Source organism: Flavonifractor sp. An9 (assembly GCF_002161245.1).
GTDB lineage: Bacteria > Bacillota > Clostridia > Oscillospirales > Oscillospiraceae > Flavonifractor > Flavonifractor avicola.
In genome coordinates, this window is sequence record NZ_NFHC01000005.1 from 37,031 (window position 1) to 51,964 (window position 14,934).

Sequence of the window (14,934 nt, forward strand, 5' to 3'; positions counted from 1 at the left end):
GGGCATGGTCATGAAGCTGGGCATCTATGGCGGGACCTTCAATCCGCCCCATTTGGGGCATCTGACCTCGGCTCAGGCGGCGATGGACGTTCTGGAGCTGGACCGTTTGCAGTTTGTCCCGGCGGCGCTGCCGCCCCACAAGGAACTGCCTGAGGACAGTCCCGGACCCCGGGAGCGGCTGGCTATGGTGGAGCTGGCGGCGGACAGTCTGCTGCTGCCCGATCGGATTGGGGTCAATGCTCTGGAGCTTTCCCGACCCGGGAAAAGCTACACTGCGGATACGCTGGAGCAGATCCACGCCCAGTATCCCAACGCGGAGCTGTGGCTGATGATGGGTACCGATATGTTTCTTACCCTGCAAAACTGGTGGGAGCCCCAACGGATCACCCGACTGGCGGGAATATGTACCTTTGCCCGCACCCAGAGTGACAGCGGCGAGGCCCTGAATATCCAGGCAGAGTATCTGCAAAAAACCTTCGGGGCCAAGACCTGTGTGCTCCAGCTGCCCCATATTGTAGATGTATCCTCCACCCAGCTGCGGGAGCTGCTGGCCCGGGGAGAGGGACAGGAGTATCTGTCTCCGGCGGTATATGGATATATCATCCGCCACGGCCTGTACGGGGTCCATTTTGACCTGAAGCATCTGCCGGACCGGGAACTGCGGGCCTGCGCCTGCTCCATGATCCGGGCCAAGCGGATTGCCCACATTCGGGGCACCGAAGAAGAGGCGGTGCGTCTGGCCCGCCGCTGGGGCGCCGACGAGGAAAAGGCCCGCCGGGCAGGTATCCTCCATGATATTACAAAATATCTGGAGATGGACGAACAGTTGCAATTATGCCATAAATATGGTATCGTACTGGATGATTTGGAACAGCGTGCTGTTAAGCTGCTCCATTCCAAAACCGGGGCGTGTGTGGCCCGGGATGTGTATGGAGTGAGCGACGATATTTACAATGCGATTTTCTGGCATACCACCGGCAAAGCGGATATGACGCTGCTGGAGAAGATTCTGTACATCGCCGACTACATGGAACCCAACCGGGACTTCCCGGGCGTGGAGAAGCTGCGGAAACTGGCTTATGAGGATCTGGACCAGGCAGTGCTGCTGGGCTGTGAGATGAGCATTCAGGAGATGAAGGACCGGGGCCTGCCGGTCCACAGCAACACGCTGCAGGCCAGGGATTGGCTGAGGAGCAAATCCAGCAGAAAGGAACCTTGAGATGAACCCGGAAGAGAAAAAGAACAGCCGCGGCGGCGCCCGGCTCGCGAAAGAGCAAAAGCCGCCCAAAGCCCCCAAGCAGAAAAAACCAAAGCCCCAGCGCACGCCCAGGGAAAAGATCCTGCGCATCTTGTTTATCATCTTTACAGTGATCGCAGCCCTGATCGTGATCCTGTTTGTGGCCTATAAGCTGCTGGTGGTCAAGCCGGAGATTCCCAATGTAGCGCCCCCCGATGCGGAGGAATCTGCCGGAATGGAGATGACGGGACCGAAACTGTCCGGCGACCGGAAAGAGGAGTTCTACACCTTCCTGGTGGTGGGACGGGATACCGGCGGCGGCGGCAACACCGACACCATTATGGTCATGTCCTACGACATTCCCAATCAGCAGCTCAATGTGCTGAATATTCCCCGTGATACTATGGTCAATGTGCCCTGGGACGTGAAGAAGATCAATTCCGTCTACAACTGGGCTTCCAACTACGACAGGGATGGCATCGATTATCTGAAGGAGGAGATCTCCTACCTTATTGGGTTCCAGCCCGACTTCACCATGGTGGTGGAATGGGAGGCTGTGGGTGAGCTGGTGGATGCTATCGGGCCCGTGTGGTTTGATGTACCCTACGACATGAATTATGATGATGGTACCCAGGACCTCTACATCCATCTGGAGGCCGGCTACCAGGAGATCGACGGCGACGAGGCCATGCAGCTGCTGCGCTGGCGAAAAAACAACAAGATTGAAAACGGCAAGCTGATCGTCTACGGCGGTTACCCTTCCGGCGATCTGGGCCGTATCCAGACCCAGCAGGATTTCCTGAAGGCGGTCATTGAGACCTGTCTTCAAAACCTGACGATTGACAAGATCCCTGCTCTGGCTCAGATTTTCTTCGATAATGTGGATACCCGCGGCACCCTTACTGTGAATAACCTGGCCTGGTTTGCCCAGGAGGCCATTCTGGGTGGGCTGAGCATGGAGAACGTCAACTTTATGACCCTGCCCTGCGAGGGCGTCTACGTCTATAGCCGGACGGTGGGCAACAAGCAGTCCTATGTGACCCCCATCCAGGATCAGACCCTGGAAATGATCAACACCTATTTCAACCCCTATCTGGAGGACATCCGGTTGGATCAGCTGGATCTGATGAGCGTCAATGACGACGGGTCTCTGTCCTCCACCAGCGGCCATGTGGAGGACACCTATGCGGCTAAGCCTCAGGGCGGCAGCTCCAGCAGTTCGTCCGGTTCTTCCAGTTCGAACAGTTCCAGCGGCTCGGGTAGCTCCAACACAACGACCAAGCCCAGCAGCACGCCCAAGCCGGAAGTGACTTCCACGCCCAGGCCCAGTAACAGTCCGGCAGCCAGTGCGCAGCCCTCCGCGACCCCGGCTTCCACACCCAGTCCCACGGCCAGTGCGCAGCCCTCTGCGACCCCGGCGCCTACCCCAACTCCGGCCCCTACGCCGGCAGCCACACCCGCTCCTGAATCGACACCGGAGATTGGTCCGGGCATGGAGCCTGTGGAGTAAAGGAGAGATTTTATGTTAACACCTAAGGAAATTGCCCTGCTGGCCGCCAAAGCGCTGGACAGTAAGAAGGGCCTGGATATTAAGGTGCTGGAGACCGGTCATCTGACCACGCTGGCCGACTATTTCGTGCTGTGCTCCGCCACCTCCACCACCCAGATCAAGGCCCTGGCCGACGTCTGTGAGAAGGAACTGAAAGACGCCGGCGAGCCCCCCCATCATGTGGAGGGCCACCGGGGCGGCATCTGGATCCTGCTGGACTTCTCCTCCGTGGTGGTCCACATCTTCAACGAGGAGGCCAGAGAGTTTTACGATCTGGAGCGCCTGTGGAGCGACGCCACCCCTGTGGACCTGTCCGGTGTGCTCACGGAAAACTAAAGCAGTAAAAAAGTGTCGCGGGATTTCCCGCGACACTTTTTTATTTTATGATGACTGGGCTGGAGGTCCACTCCAAGCCGCAGGGCCTGGGTATAGGGAAGCACAGACCGTACAGGTCGGTGTATCGGACTTCCGCCTCAAAGAGCTGGCGGGCCGGACCGGTCAGGTCCCTGGCCTGAGCGGGCTTGGTCAGAATGGGGAGGGGACAGGTTCTTTTCATCTCCTTCAGAAGTGCCTGTCCCCGGCTGTTGAGCCCCAGCACCCGCACATAGGGGGGCAGCGCGGGACGATCCGTGGTCACCCCTAAAAAGGCGGACAGAGCCAGCCGCCGGAGCCGGGCGTGGGTATAGCGCTTGGTTTTGGCAAGGGAGTAGAATTCATCCAGGGAGAGGGCCTGTCGGGCGGCGCGGACCAGACGTTCCGGCAGGCCTTCTGCCGCGCCGCTGTCAGGGAGGGCGGCCCAGTCTGAGGCGTCCATGGTGCGCAGTTTGGCCAGAATGGCCCGCTCGATATGGGACAGGGAGGATATCGCCCCCATCTGGTCCAGAGCGTTGGGGCGTACCAGCAGGGCGGCTTCCTCTTGCTGTCCGCTCCGCAGTAGTCGCCGGATCTGGGTAGCGGAAGCGAAACCCTCCACCGTCCGGCTGCTGTTATGCTCCGCCCCCCGGCGGGATACCGTTACTACCTCCATGGAGGCGGACAGATGGCGGAGGGCCCGCAGGTATTCCACCCCCAGGTTGTTGTTTGGGGTGGACAGGCAGGAGCAATTTGCAGCCTCTTGCCGGGCGGCAGGGAAGGACAACCCTCTGCCCAGAGCAGCCCGCAGCCTGGCGGGGAAGTCCGAGGCATCCAGAGCCTCCGCTGCCTGGCACAGTTCATCAGTGCTGCCGCACTCGCTGCCAAAGGAGAGGGTATCTACCACCCCGGTGGCAGCCAGAATCGACACCGCTCCCCGGGCAAAGGCCTCTGCTGAGGCCATGGCCCAGGGGGTGGGCAGCTCCAGCACCAAATCGGCGCCCCCCTCCAGAGCCAGTCCAGCCCGGGTCCATTTGTCCGTAACGGCGCAATCCGCCCCCTGCACCCAGTGGCCGCTCATGACGCACACCACCGGCCGGTCCTCCTCCAGCAGGCGGCGGGTCTGGGCGATGTGCCAGGCGTGGCCCAGGTGGAATGGATTGTATTCCGCAACGATGCCTACAGCGGTCATGGCTTTTCCTCCAGAACGAGAGTAAAATTTTTCTCCCTTTCAGTCAAAATGCGGGTTGTTCTTTGTGAAAAAAAGGGATAAAATAAAATCGATATGTTTCTGTTATTGTACTACGGGAACGCCTGGCTCTCAAGCCATAGTTTATCAGCAAATATAAGGAGAGATGGAACCATGAAAGTTCTGGTCATCAACGCTGGCAGCTCTTCCCTCAAGTATCAGCTCATGGACCCCGCCACCCGTGAGGTGCTGGCCAAGGGCCTGTGTGAGCGCATCGGCATCGACGGCCGCCTGACCCATAAGGTCCCCGCCAAGGACGCCAAGTGTGAGTTCGAGATCCCCATGCCCACCCATGCCGAGGCCATTCAGGCCGTGCTGGACGCTCTGCTCTCCAGCGAGCACGGCGTGATCAAGAGCGCCTCTGAGATCGACGCTGTGGGTCACCGCGTGGTGCACGGCGGCGAGAAGTTCGCCTCCTCCGTGCTCATTACCGATGAGGTCATGGCTGCTCTGGAGGAGTGCATCCCCCTGGCCCCTCTCCACAATCCTGCCAACATCACCGGCATCCGCGCCTGCCAGAAGGTCATGCCCGGTGTGCCCATGGTGGGCGTGTTTGACACCGCCTTCCATCAGACCATGCCCGCCAAGAGCTACATCTATGCTCTGCCCTACGAGTACTATGAGAAGGACAAGGTCCGCCGCTACGGCTTCCACGGCACCTCTCACCGCTACGTTTCCGCCCGGGCCGCCGCCATGCTGGGCAAGCCCATCGAGGAGTTGAAGATCATCACCTGCCACCTGGGCAACGGCTCCTCCGTGGCCGCTGTGGACTGCGGTAAGAGCGTGGATACCTCCATGGGTTTCACTCCCCTGGCCGGTCTGCCTATGGGCACCCGCTCCGGCGATCTGGACGCCGGCATTATGGAGTACCTGATGAACAAGTACGGCTACGACATGAAGGAAATGATGACCATCCTGAATAAGAAGTCCGGCGTACTGGGCATTTCAGGTATATCCTCCGACTTCCGCGACGTTGAGAACGCTGCCAACGAGGGCAACCAGCGGGCCGCTCTGGCTCTGGAGGCCTTCCAGTATGGCGTGAAGAAACTCATCGGCGCCTATGCTGCCGCCATGGGCGGTGTGGACGCCATCGTGTTCACCGCCGGCGTGGGCGAGAACGATGCCAACACCCGTCTGGCTGCCGCTTCCGGACTGGAGTTCATGGGCGTGAAGATGGACGCCGAGGCCAACAGGGTCCGCGGAAAGGAGACCGTGATCTCCGCCGCCGACTCCAAGGTGAAGGTGCTGCTCATCCCCACCGACGAGGAGCTCATGATCGCCATGGATACCGCCGCCATCGTGGGCAAGTAAGGGAAATAGAATATCCTTTCCTTTCAAAGGGGCGCTGCCATACAGCGCCCCTTTTTGCGTCAAAAACGGGAAAACGGCAGGATCGCGTTGCTGCCGCCCCTATTCTTTTAGAAAAATTTCATCTTTTTTTTATGGAAGCTTTGGGAAGGGTCTGCTATCCTGTCTGACGGAATGGTTGGGAACAAATTGTGAATTCTGCGCCCGCCCTGTTGACATATGACAGCTTGTCGGATTAAGATAATACGACAGGTTGTCAGGTCTGGAGGGAAGCACTGTGCCAAGTACGACCTTTTTTCATCTGCCGGCAGAAAAGCGGGAGCGCCTGCTGGCGGCGGCCCAGGCGGAATTTGTCCGGGTGCCCTACGAAGATGCCTCCATCAACCGGATGATCCGGGAGGCAGGTATCCCACGGGGCAGCTTCTATATGTACTTTACCGATAAGGAGGACCTGTTCCGCTATCTGATGGAGTCCTATGGACAGCAGCTGGTGGAGCAGGTGGAGGAATGGCTGGACCGGGACGGCGGCGATTTGTTTCAGGCCTTTCTGGACCTGTTTGACTATCTGCAGGCCAACCGGAACAGCGATGATTTCCGGGAGATGGCGGCCATCCTCCGCCGCAATCAGCGGCTTCAGCCGGGATTGATCCTCAACCGGCAGGGGCCCTGTGCCATTGTGGACCGCCTGCGGGACAAGATTGACCTGTCCCGGCTGGATCTGCGCACCGACACCGATCTGCCTGATCTGTTTCATCTGCTGATCTCCGCGGTAGCGGGGACCATGCTGACGGCAGAGCAGGACGGCGGCGTGGAGCAGGCCAGAGCCAGGCTGATTCGTATTTTGGGGATCTTACAGCGGGGCGTAGCTGCAAAAGAGGCTGTGCCCGGCCGGGGACAGCAATGAAAAGGAGAAACGACCATGGAAGCAACCCAAGTAAAATCGGAAACCACAGCGGCGCCCAAGGAGGATCAGAAAAAACTTCCGGAGTTTAAGGCGCCCAAAAAGAAGCGCAAGTGGGTCAAGCGGGTGATTGCTCTGGTGGTGATCGTGGTGATCATTGCCTTCCTGCTCTCCCGCTGTATGGGTGCGGGCAAGCAGATCATCAGCAGTGCCTATTTGCCCTACACGGCCTCCATGGAGGATATGACGGTGTCCGTGTCGGGTACCGGTACCATTGAACCCATCCAGTCCTACAACGTGACCACCCTGGTCAGCGGCGAGATCCTGGAGGCCCCCTTCGAGGAGGGCCAGACGGTACATAAGGGCGACGTGCTCTTCCGCATCGACGCCAAGGATGTGGAGAATAACATTGAGCAGCTCCAGCTCAATGTCCGCTCGGCTCAGCTGGCCCTGGACGACCTGCTCAAGACCCAGAGCGACAACCAGAAGGACCGGAACATCACCGCCAAGGATGCCGGCATCATCACCGAACTGCACGTGGAGCAGGGGGACACCGTTACGGTGGGTACTGTGATCGCCGACGTGCTGGACCGGGATCACATGAAGCTGAAGGTACCCTTCCATGCGGCGGACGCCGCCGGCTTCTATGTGGGACAGACTGCCACGGTGACTGTGAACGGCACCAGCTCCACCCTGACCGGCACAGTGGCTGAGATCGCTGCCACCGACGAGGTGGGAGCGGGCGGCACTCTGGTGCGCCAGGTAACCATTCAGGTCAACAACCCGGGTGTTCTATCCGAGACCAGCCAGGGTACCGCCTCCATTGGCGGAGCGGCCTGCGCGGCCAGTTCCAACTTTACCTATGCGGCCTCCGCCCAGATCACAGCAAAGGCCTCCGGTGACCTGGACATCCTCAATGTGAAGGAGGGGGACCGGGTCAGCGTGGGGCAGATCATCGGCGTGATTGCCGAGGCGGATTTGGACATCCAGATCGAAAACGCCAGAATTGCGCTGGAAAATGCCCAGCTCTCCCTGAAAAACGCCCAGGAGAAGCTGGACGACTATACCATCACTTCCACCATCGACGGTCAGGTCATTGAAAAGAACCTGGATGTGGGGGACAACATCAACGGTATGTCCAGCTCCGGCACCACCGTAACCTATCCCGCCGTGATCTATGACCGCTCCCAGCTCACCTTTGAGATGGATATTGACGAACAGGACATCAGCCAGATCCAGGTGGGCCAGAAGGTGGAGATCACCGCCGATGCTCTGGACGGGCAGAGCTTCACCGGTGTGGTGGATAAGATCAACATCAACGGCACCACCGCCAGCGGACACACCAGCTATCCGGTCACTGTTCTGGTGGATGGCTCTCCTGAAGAACTGTATCCCGGCATGAACGTTTCCGCCAAGATCATTGTGGAAGAGGTGGGCAATGTGCTCGTCCTGCCGGTGGAGGCTGTGGAGCGGGGGAATACCGTCCTGGTGGCCAAAGAGGGCTGCCTGGATGAAAAGGGAAATGTAGTGGATGTTACTGCCACAGAAGAGCGGCAGGTAACCCTGGGCCGCAACGACGACAACTACATCGAGATTGTGGACGGCCTGGAGGAGGGGGAAGTGATCCTGGCTCCCAGCCCTCAGGGGTCCAATATGATGGAAGCTATGATGGGGATGGGTTAAGCCATGGAACACCTCATTGAACTCAAAGACGTCTATAAGATCTACCAGATGGGTGAGGAGACCGTCCACGCTCTGGACGGCATCTCCCTGACGGTGGATCAGGGGGAATTTGTGGCGATTGTGGGCCAGTCGGGCTCCGGCAAGTCTACTGCCATGAATATCATCGGCTGTCTGGATGTGCCCACCTCCGGTACCTATCATTTGGGCGGGGTGGATGTTTCCACCATGGACGACGACCAGCAGGCCGAGATCCGCAACAAGATGCTGGGCTTTATCTTCCAGCAGTATAACCTCATACCCAAGCTCAACGTGCTGGAAAATGTGGAGCTGCCGCTGCTGTATGCCGGTGTGCCCGGCAGCGAGCGCCGGGAGCGGGCCCTTCAGGCTCTGGAACGGGTGGGACTGGCGGATAAGCGGAAGAATCTGCCCAGCCAGCTCTCCGGTGGTCAGCAGCAGCGGGTCTCCATTGCCCGCGCTCTGGCGGGAAATCCGTCGGTGATCCTGGCCGACGAACCCACCGGCGCTCTGGATTCCCGCACCGGCCGGGAGGTGTTGGGCTTCCTTCAGAAGCTCAACGCAGAGGGAGACACCGTGGTCCTCATCACCCATGACAATTCCATTGCGGTAAGGGCCAAACGCATCGTCCGTCTTCAGGATGGACGAATCATCTATGACGGGGACGCCCACGATCCCAGAGCCGTGGTCCAGCCCGATCTGGAGGAGGAACACGGCGGAGCCAGGGAGGTGCTGAATCTATGAAGATAGGACAGTCCTTCCGGCTGGCCATCAAGAGCCTGATGACCAGTAAGGTGCGGGCGCTGCTTACCATGCTGGGTATCATCATCGGCGTGGCAGCGGTGATTGTTATTGTTTCCCTGGGCAACGGGATGCAACAGTACATGAACAGCCAGTTTGAGCAGATCGGCGTCAATATGATCCAGGTGGGGATCTATTCTTACGGCGGCAACCGGGAGGCCACGCCGGACGATTTTTACACACTGGCAGAGAAATATCCTCAGTACATCGATTCGGTGAGTCCCTACCTCAGCGCTACCACCATTGTCCGCCGGGGTGCCCAGGAGTATGAGCGCACCAAGGTCTACGGCGTCAGCGAAACCATGTACAACAGCGAGAAGGGGCAGACAGCTACCGGCGACAAGCTGGAGGAAGGCCGCTTCCTCAGCTATGTGGATGTGGAAAAGAATCAAAAGGTGTGCGTGATCGGCAGCTACCTCAATGAAAATATGTTCGCCGGTCAGGGCCTGGGACAGACCCTGACAATAGGGGGCGTACCCTATACTGTCATCGGCACACTGGCCCAGAAGGCGGATTCCACCGAGGGCAGCGGAGACGACCAGATCTATCTGCCTTACGGGCTGGTGGAACAGATCAACGCCGCCGGCGGCAGTATGGGCATGAATTCCTATCTGGTTACCAGTACCAGCAAGGACACCTCCTCCGCCGCCAAGGGTGTCATTGAGAATATGCTCTTTCGCATCTATGGGGACAGCAGTGCCTATCTGGTCATGACCTCGGCGGAAATGATGGACATGATGGACTCCATGCTGGGGGTGCTCATGACCATTCTGGTGGTTATTGCCGCTATTTCCCTGGTGGTGGGCGGCATCGGCATCATGAATATCATGCTGGTATCGGTGACCGAGCGCACCCGGGAGATCGGCATCCGGAAATCTCTGGGGGCCAAGGGCCGGGATATCCGCAGCCAGTTTATCATTGAGGCGGGTACCACCTCCGCCATCGGCGGCGTGATCGGTATCCTGTTGGGTATCCTGCTGGCCAATCTGTTTACAGCGGTAGTAGGAACGCTGATGAGCGACGCCGAGGGCTTCGCCGCTATCCCCAATCTCAGCGGCATCCTGGTGTCCTTTGGCGTGTCGGTGGGCATCGGCGTCCTGTTCGGTTACCTGCCTGCCAACAAGGCGGCCAAACTCAACCCCATCGATGCCCTGCGGTACGACTGACAGGTGGGGATGAACCTCTTGCCTCCTGCCTTTAGGGGGTATATACTTACAGTAACGAAGGCCTTTTCCGTGGGAAGGAGAAAAAAGATGAAGCATCGACTGTTATCCGGACTGATGGCCCTGATATTGGTCCTGGGGCTGGCCCCCGGGGCGCTGGCGGCCCCTCCGGCCGAGGCGGAGGCTGCCCAGGTACTGGCTGCGCTGGACATTATGGTAGGAGATGAAAATGGTGATCTGGCCCTGGACCGTACCATTACCCGGGCGGAATTCACCAAAATGACAGTGGCTGCCTCCACCAGCCGGGATACGGTGGGGGATACGGTAGCTGTCAAGCCCTATCCGGACGTGCCCCAGACCCACTGGGCGGCCCCCTATGTGAAAGCCGCTGTGGACCTGGGCCTGGTTCAGGGCGATCTGTACGGCAACTTCAACCCCGACCAGAAGATCACTCTGGCGGAAGGGGTCACCATGGTACTGCGGCTGCTGGGCTATACCGACAACGACTTTACCGGCGTTTGGCCCGCAGGCCAGATGGCTCAGTACCGGGCCCTGGATCTGGATGAGGGCGTGACCTGTGGGCAGAGTGAGAATATGACCCGTCGGGACGCTCTGTACCTGTTCTACAATCTGATGGTCACCAAGAACAAATCGGGGGTCTACCACCTGAATGTGCTGGAACCCACCCTGAATCTGGTGAATGCCGCCGGTGAGCTGGACCGGGTGGCTCTCATCAACTCTGCCATGGAGGGGCCGGTGGTGGCCTCCGCCAACTGGCAGGACGCCCTGCCCTTTCATGCTTCCACTGCCACGGTATACCGCAACAGCAAGGGGGCCACACTGGGCAGCATTCAGGAGCAGGATGTGCTCTACTGGTCCAAGTCCATGCGGACGGTGTGGGCTTACTCGGATAAGGCCACCGGTACCCTGGAGGCCCTCAGCCCCTCCGCTTCCGCCCCTACTTCGGTGACGGTGGCGGGCAAGACCTATGCCATCGAGACCACCTCCGCCGCCTATGCGCTGTCCGACCTGGGCAGCTATGCGGTGGGCGATCAGGTCACCCTGCTGCTGGGCCGCAACGGCGGCGTGGCCGCTCTGGGTGAGGCGCCCAGCGAGGGTGCGCTGATTTACGGCGTGATCACCAAGGTGGAAAATCTACCCTATGACGACGGAAATAACAGTACCTATACCGCCCGCACGGTAACGGTGGCGGCCACTGACGGCAGCAGCTACCGCTATCAGTGCAGTGAAAAGAGCCTGGAGGAGGGGGACCTGGTCCAGGTCATCACCGGCGACAGCCAGGTCCAGGTGAAGCGGCTGAGTACCGCCAAGCTGACCGGCAAGGTCAATTCCGATGGCACCAAGCTGGGTAGCTATGTGCTGGCGGATGATGTGCAGATCATTGATACCTATGAATCCCGCACTCCCATCCGGGTCTATCCCAGCCGCTTGGCGGGGGTGGAGCTGACCGGCAGCATGGTGCGCTACTATGCCCTCAACAGCGCCGGAGAGATCAGCCATCTGATCCTGGACGATGTGACCGGTGATCTGCATCAGTACGGCATCATTACCGATGTGAATGAGGTCAATGTAAGCCTGCCCACCGGCGGTTTCCAGATTTCTTCCGCTTACACTTATGATGTGGGCGGTCAGGAGCTGATGTTTGGCTCCGACTCCAAGATCTACAATCTGAAAACCGGTCCCTGCCAGGTCAAGATGGACAGTGATACCAATGTGGAGCGCCTGTACAACCTGAATGAGCGGAAGCTGGACAGCGTTAGCGTCGGCGGGAACTTTGCCGTGGGCACTGACCGGCGGCAGTATGCGCTTTCCGAGCAGGTGGTGGTCTACGTCTATGATAAGGGCGAGTATCTGCGCTCCAGCCTGTCCAAGGTGACGGAAGGAGACTATGCTCTCACCGGCTGGTACGACAAGAGCGAGAGTGCCGGCGGCCGGATCCGCGTGATCGTGGCCCGGTAAGCGCCCAGAGAAAATCCCCCGCCCCGCGGAGTTTATCTGGCTCTGTGGGGCGGGGGTCTTTAGAATACAGAAATTTCCGCTCGGTGTGTATAACCCCTCTCCGGCCTGTCCAAAATAAGGCTCGGAGGTGCTGAAGAGCATGAAAAAATCATTCTACCACCGTTTCAGCGACTTTATCGAGGGAAAGGGATTTTACATCGTCCTGGCTCTCTGTCTTGCGGCCATCGGGCTTTCCGGCTGGTTCCTGTTCTCCTCCCTGACCGGGGAGCAGGAGGAGCAGCCTGTAGGCGGTACAGCCAGCATCACGGTGACCCCTGCCCCTACACCGGTTGCTACTGTAACGCCGGTGAAGCCCACCGTGACCGCAACCCCCAGACCCACGGCCACGGTTCCCGCCGTGGCCGCCCCCCCCTCAGCCACAGTCCAGCCCACCCCCACGCCTAAGAGCGCCCCCACCTCTCTCACCTGGCCGGTGCAGGGAGAGGTGCTCACCAACTACAGCGTGGAGACCCTGGCCTATGACGTGACCATGGCTGACTGGCGCACCCACGCCGGTGTGGATATTGCCGCCGCCGCCGGCACGGAGGTCCGGGCTCCCGCCTCCGGTGTGGTGGTTGAGGTGACCGAGGATGTGATGCTGGGCACCACTGTGGTCATCGACCACGGCGGCGACCTGACCACAACCTGCGCCAACCTGGCCTCCGTTCCCACAGTGGAAGTGGGGGATGAGGTGACGGTAGGAGATATCATCGGCTCGGTGGGGAACACTGCCATTGCCGAGAGTGCCCTGGCCAGCCATCTGCATTTCAGTGTGGAGCGGGAGGGCCAGAGCGTGGACCCTATGGAACTGCTGAACGGATAACGGAAAAGAGCGCGCTGCGGAGTGCAGCGCGCTCTTTCTATTGTCAGCGATGCAGCTGATCCCCGGAGCCACGGGTGATCTTGACCACCAGGCCGCTGAGGGCCAGCAGGCCGATCAGGTTGGGCAGTACCATCAGGCCGTTGAACATATCGGACAGACTCCAGACCAGATCCACTTTCAGGGTGGAACCTACCACGATAAAGACCACCACGATGACGGCGTATCCCTTGGCCGCCGTCTTGCCGAACAGGGCCTTCACGTTGACCTCGCCGAAGAAATACCAGCCGATGATGGTGGAGAAGGCGAAGAACAGCATACAGATGGCCACAAAGGCGTTGCCGAAGGAGCCGAAGGCGGCGTTGAAGGCGGCCTGGGCCAGAGCAGTACCCTGGAGGGGGCCGTTCACAGGCTGGAGCATACCGGAGGAGATGATGACCAGGGCGGTCAGGGTGAGCACCACAAAGGTGTCGATAAATACGCCCATCATGGCAATGATGCCCTGATCCTGGGGTTTTTCCACCTTGGCCATGGCGTGGGCGTGGGGGGTGGAGCCCATACCGGCTTCGTTGGAGAACAGGCCCCGGGCCACGCCGTACCGCATGGCCTCCCGCACACTCAGGCCCAGAGCGCCGCCAAACACCGCCTGGGGATCAAAGGCGCACACAAAGATGGAGCGCAGGGCGGAGAGCAGGGTCTCGTGGTTGATGCACAGGATGATGATGCAGCCTACAATGTAGAAGAAGGCCATAATAGGGACGATCTTCTCGGTGAAGGAGGCGATGCGCCGCACACCGCCCAGGAAGATAAAGGCGGCAATAACGGCCACCACAACGCCTACCACCAGCTTGGGAATACCGAAGGCGGTATGGAAGGCGTCGCCGATGGAATTGGACTGGACCATATTGCCCATAAAGCCAAGGGCAAGGATGATGGCGATGGCAAAGAAGCCGGACAGGAACTTGCCGAACTTGCCCCGGAAGGCCGCCCGGATGTAGTACAGGGGGCCGCCGGTGACATGGCCGTCGGCGTCGGTGGTACGGAACCGCTGGGCCAGCACCGCCTCGGAATAGATGGTGGCCATACCGAAGAAGGCGGACAGCCACATCCAGAAGATGGCGCCGGGGCCGCCGGAATACAGGGCGGTGGCGCAGCCGGTGATGTTGCCGGTGCCCACCTGGGCGGCAATGGCGGTGGTCAGAGCCTGGAAGGAGGACATACCCTCCTTGCCCGCCCGGGCGCCCTTCATGGAGAAGCCGCCGAACAGCCGACGCATTCCTTCGCCGAATTTACGCAGCTGGATAAAGCCCAGCCGCACCGTAAAGAAAATACCGGTGGCTACCAGCAAAAAGAGCAGCGCATAGTCCCACAGCACGGTGTTGACCGCGCCAACCAGTCCTTCGATCCATTCCATTGTACTCTCTCCTCGTCTCTTGGAATTGCGGCAAAGAAAAGGGCCAAACCGCACACACTGCGGTTTGGCCCTGAAATACAAGCAGAAAGACATCCGGTGAACCGGATGCCGCTGTTCTTCACTCTGTCCTTTTGCCTGAGAGATTCGTGCCCCATGGGGCACGTTGCACCTTCGGCATCCCCGCTGGGGGGGACTTCTCCAGAGCCACATCCATCCACAGTCCTCATTTCCCGGGGGAAACGCCTGAGAGTTTTGCTCCTTCGGCAAGCCGTCGGCTTTTTCCTGTGGACTTCCTTTGTCGCTATGCGGCGGACGAATGTCCGTCCGATTTGATATGCAGAACTATAGCACGGGATGGGGGACTTGTCAAGCCCTTCCAAACGGTCGAAAGAGGATGGGAAAAAGAGGAAAAACTGCGACAGAA

The 14,934-nt window shown here is 59.5% G+C and carries 12 protein-coding genes and 2 riboswitches; of the genes, 10 read left to right on the forward strand and 2 right to left on the reverse strand.

Annotation, left to right across the window (positions count from 1 at the left end; genetic code table 11):
- Window positions 1–10 precede the first annotated feature (10 nt).
- From yqeK to rsfS, 3 genes are read left to right on the forward strand one after another with little or no spacing between them, the layout of a single operon-like run.
- A complete protein-coding gene (yqeK, locus tag B5G40_RS05125; RefSeq protein ID WP_087398969.1) occupies window positions 11–1,219 on the forward strand; it encodes a bis(5'-nucleosyl)-tetraphosphatase (symmetrical) YqeK in 1,209 nt (402 codons plus the stop codon).
- A 1-nt stretch (window position 1,220) separates the two neighbouring features.
- Window positions 1,221–2,747: an LCP family protein gene (locus B5G40_RS05130; RefSeq protein ID WP_087398970.1), complete on the forward strand. Its 1,527-nt coding sequence runs from the start codon at window positions 1,221–1,223 to the stop codon at window positions 2,745–2,747.
- Between the two features lie 12 nt (window positions 2,748–2,759).
- A complete protein-coding gene (gene rsfS, locus B5G40_RS05135) occupies window positions 2,760–3,122 on the forward strand; it encodes a ribosome silencing factor (RefSeq protein WP_087266931.1) in 363 nt (120 codons plus the stop codon).
- Window positions 3,123–3,162: 40 nt separating this feature from the next.
- Here rsfS and B5G40_RS05140 read toward each other — a convergent pair whose 3' ends face one another.
- Window positions 3,163–4,329, reverse strand: coding sequence for a tRNA(Met) cytidine acetate ligase (locus B5G40_RS05140; RefSeq protein WP_087398971.1), 1,167 nt, complete (start codon window positions 4,327–4,329; stop codon window positions 3,163–3,165).
- Between the two features lie 171 nt (window positions 4,330–4,500).
- Between B5G40_RS05140 and B5G40_RS05145 the strand changes: the two genes are divergently transcribed.
- The 7 genes from B5G40_RS05145 (at window position 4,501) to B5G40_RS05175 (ending at window position 13,099) form a co-directional block, all read left to right on the forward strand.
- Window positions 4,501–5,697 carry an acetate/propionate family kinase gene (locus B5G40_RS05145; RefSeq protein WP_087398972.1) on the forward strand — a complete coding sequence of 399 codons (1,197 nt, stop codon included), beginning with the start codon at window positions 4,501–4,503 and terminating at the stop codon, window positions 5,695–5,697.
- Window positions 5,698–5,971: 274 nt separating this feature from the next.
- Window positions 5,972–6,598, forward strand: coding sequence for a TetR/AcrR family transcriptional regulator (locus B5G40_RS05150; protein ID WP_087330849.1), 627 nt, complete (start codon window positions 5,972–5,974; stop codon window positions 6,596–6,598).
- 15 nt (window positions 6,599–6,613) lie between these two features.
- Window positions 6,614–8,278 (forward strand): HlyD family efflux transporter periplasmic adaptor subunit, encoded by a 1,665-nt coding sequence (locus B5G40_RS05155; protein WP_087398973.1) that lies wholly within the window; start codon window positions 6,614–6,616, stop codon window positions 8,276–8,278.
- A 3-nt stretch (window positions 8,279–8,281) separates the two neighbouring features.
- Entirely contained in the window at window positions 8,282–9,037 is a 756-nt protein-coding gene (locus B5G40_RS05160; RefSeq protein ID WP_087398974.1) for an ABC transporter ATP-binding protein, read from the forward strand.
- Window positions 9,034–10,260 (forward strand): ABC transporter permease, encoded by a 1,227-nt coding sequence (locus B5G40_RS05165; protein WP_087398975.1) that lies wholly within the window; start codon window positions 9,034–9,036, stop codon window positions 10,258–10,260. Before B5G40_RS05160 ends, B5G40_RS05165 begins: the two co-directional genes overlap by 4 nt.
- Window positions 10,261–10,347: 87 nt before the next feature.
- The gene (locus B5G40_RS05170) at window positions 10,348–12,237 is read left to right on the forward strand and encodes an S-layer homology domain-containing protein (protein ID WP_087398976.1); all 1,890 of its coding nucleotides are present in this window, start codon (window positions 10,348–10,350) and stop codon (window positions 12,235–12,237) included.
- Between the two features lie 139 nt (window positions 12,238–12,376).
- Window positions 12,377–13,099, forward strand: a complete 723-nt coding sequence (locus tag B5G40_RS05175; protein WP_087398977.1) for a peptidoglycan DD-metalloendopeptidase family protein — start codon at window positions 12,377–12,379, stop codon at window positions 13,097–13,099.
- 43 nt (window positions 13,100–13,142) lie between these two features.
- Here B5G40_RS05175 and B5G40_RS05180 read toward each other — a convergent pair whose 3' ends face one another.
- Window positions 13,143–14,510, reverse strand: coding sequence for an alanine/glycine:cation symporter family protein (locus tag B5G40_RS05180; protein WP_087187692.1), 1,368 nt, complete (start codon window positions 14,508–14,510; stop codon window positions 13,143–13,145).
- Window positions 14,511–14,624: 114 nt separating this feature from the next.
- Window positions 14,625–14,717: riboswitch (glycine riboswitch) on the reverse strand.
- Window positions 14,718–14,805: riboswitch (glycine riboswitch) on the reverse strand.
- Window positions 14,806–14,934: the final 129 nt, after the last annotated feature.

Bases quoted from the DNA above. Each gene is read 5' to 3' on its own strand.
- yqeK (WP_087398969.1), top strand. From the start codon at position 11: ATGAAGCTGGGCATCTATGGCGGGACCTTCAATCCGCCCCATTTGGGG.
- B5G40_RS05130 (WP_087398970.1), top strand. From the start codon at position 1,221: ATGAACCCGGAAGAGAAAAAGAACAGCCGCGGCGGCGCCCGGCTCGCG.
- rsfS (WP_087266931.1), top strand. From the start codon at position 2,760: ATGTTAACACCTAAGGAAATTGCCCTGCTGGCCGCCAAAGCGCTGGAC.
- B5G40_RS05140 (WP_087398971.1), bottom strand. From the start codon at position 4,329: ATGACCGCTGTAGGCATCGTTGCGGAATACAATCCATTCCACCTGGGC.
- B5G40_RS05145 (WP_087398972.1), top strand. From the start codon at position 4,501: ATGAAAGTTCTGGTCATCAACGCTGGCAGCTCTTCCCTCAAGTATCAG.
- B5G40_RS05155 (WP_087398973.1), top strand. From the start codon at position 6,614: ATGGAAGCAACCCAAGTAAAATCGGAAACCACAGCGGCGCCCAAGGAG.
- B5G40_RS05160 (WP_087398974.1), top strand. From the start codon at position 8,282: ATGGAACACCTCATTGAACTCAAAGACGTCTATAAGATCTACCAGATG.
- B5G40_RS05165 (WP_087398975.1), top strand. From the start codon at position 9,034: ATGAAGATAGGACAGTCCTTCCGGCTGGCCATCAAGAGCCTGATGACC.
- B5G40_RS05170 (WP_087398976.1), top strand. From the start codon at position 10,348: ATGAAGCATCGACTGTTATCCGGACTGATGGCCCTGATATTGGTCCTG.
- B5G40_RS05175 (WP_087398977.1), top strand. From the start codon at position 12,377: ATGAAAAAATCATTCTACCACCGTTTCAGCGACTTTATCGAGGGAAAG.
- B5G40_RS05180 (WP_087187692.1), bottom strand. From the start codon at position 14,510: ATGGAATGGATCGAAGGACTGGTTGGCGCGGTCAACACCGTGCTGTGG.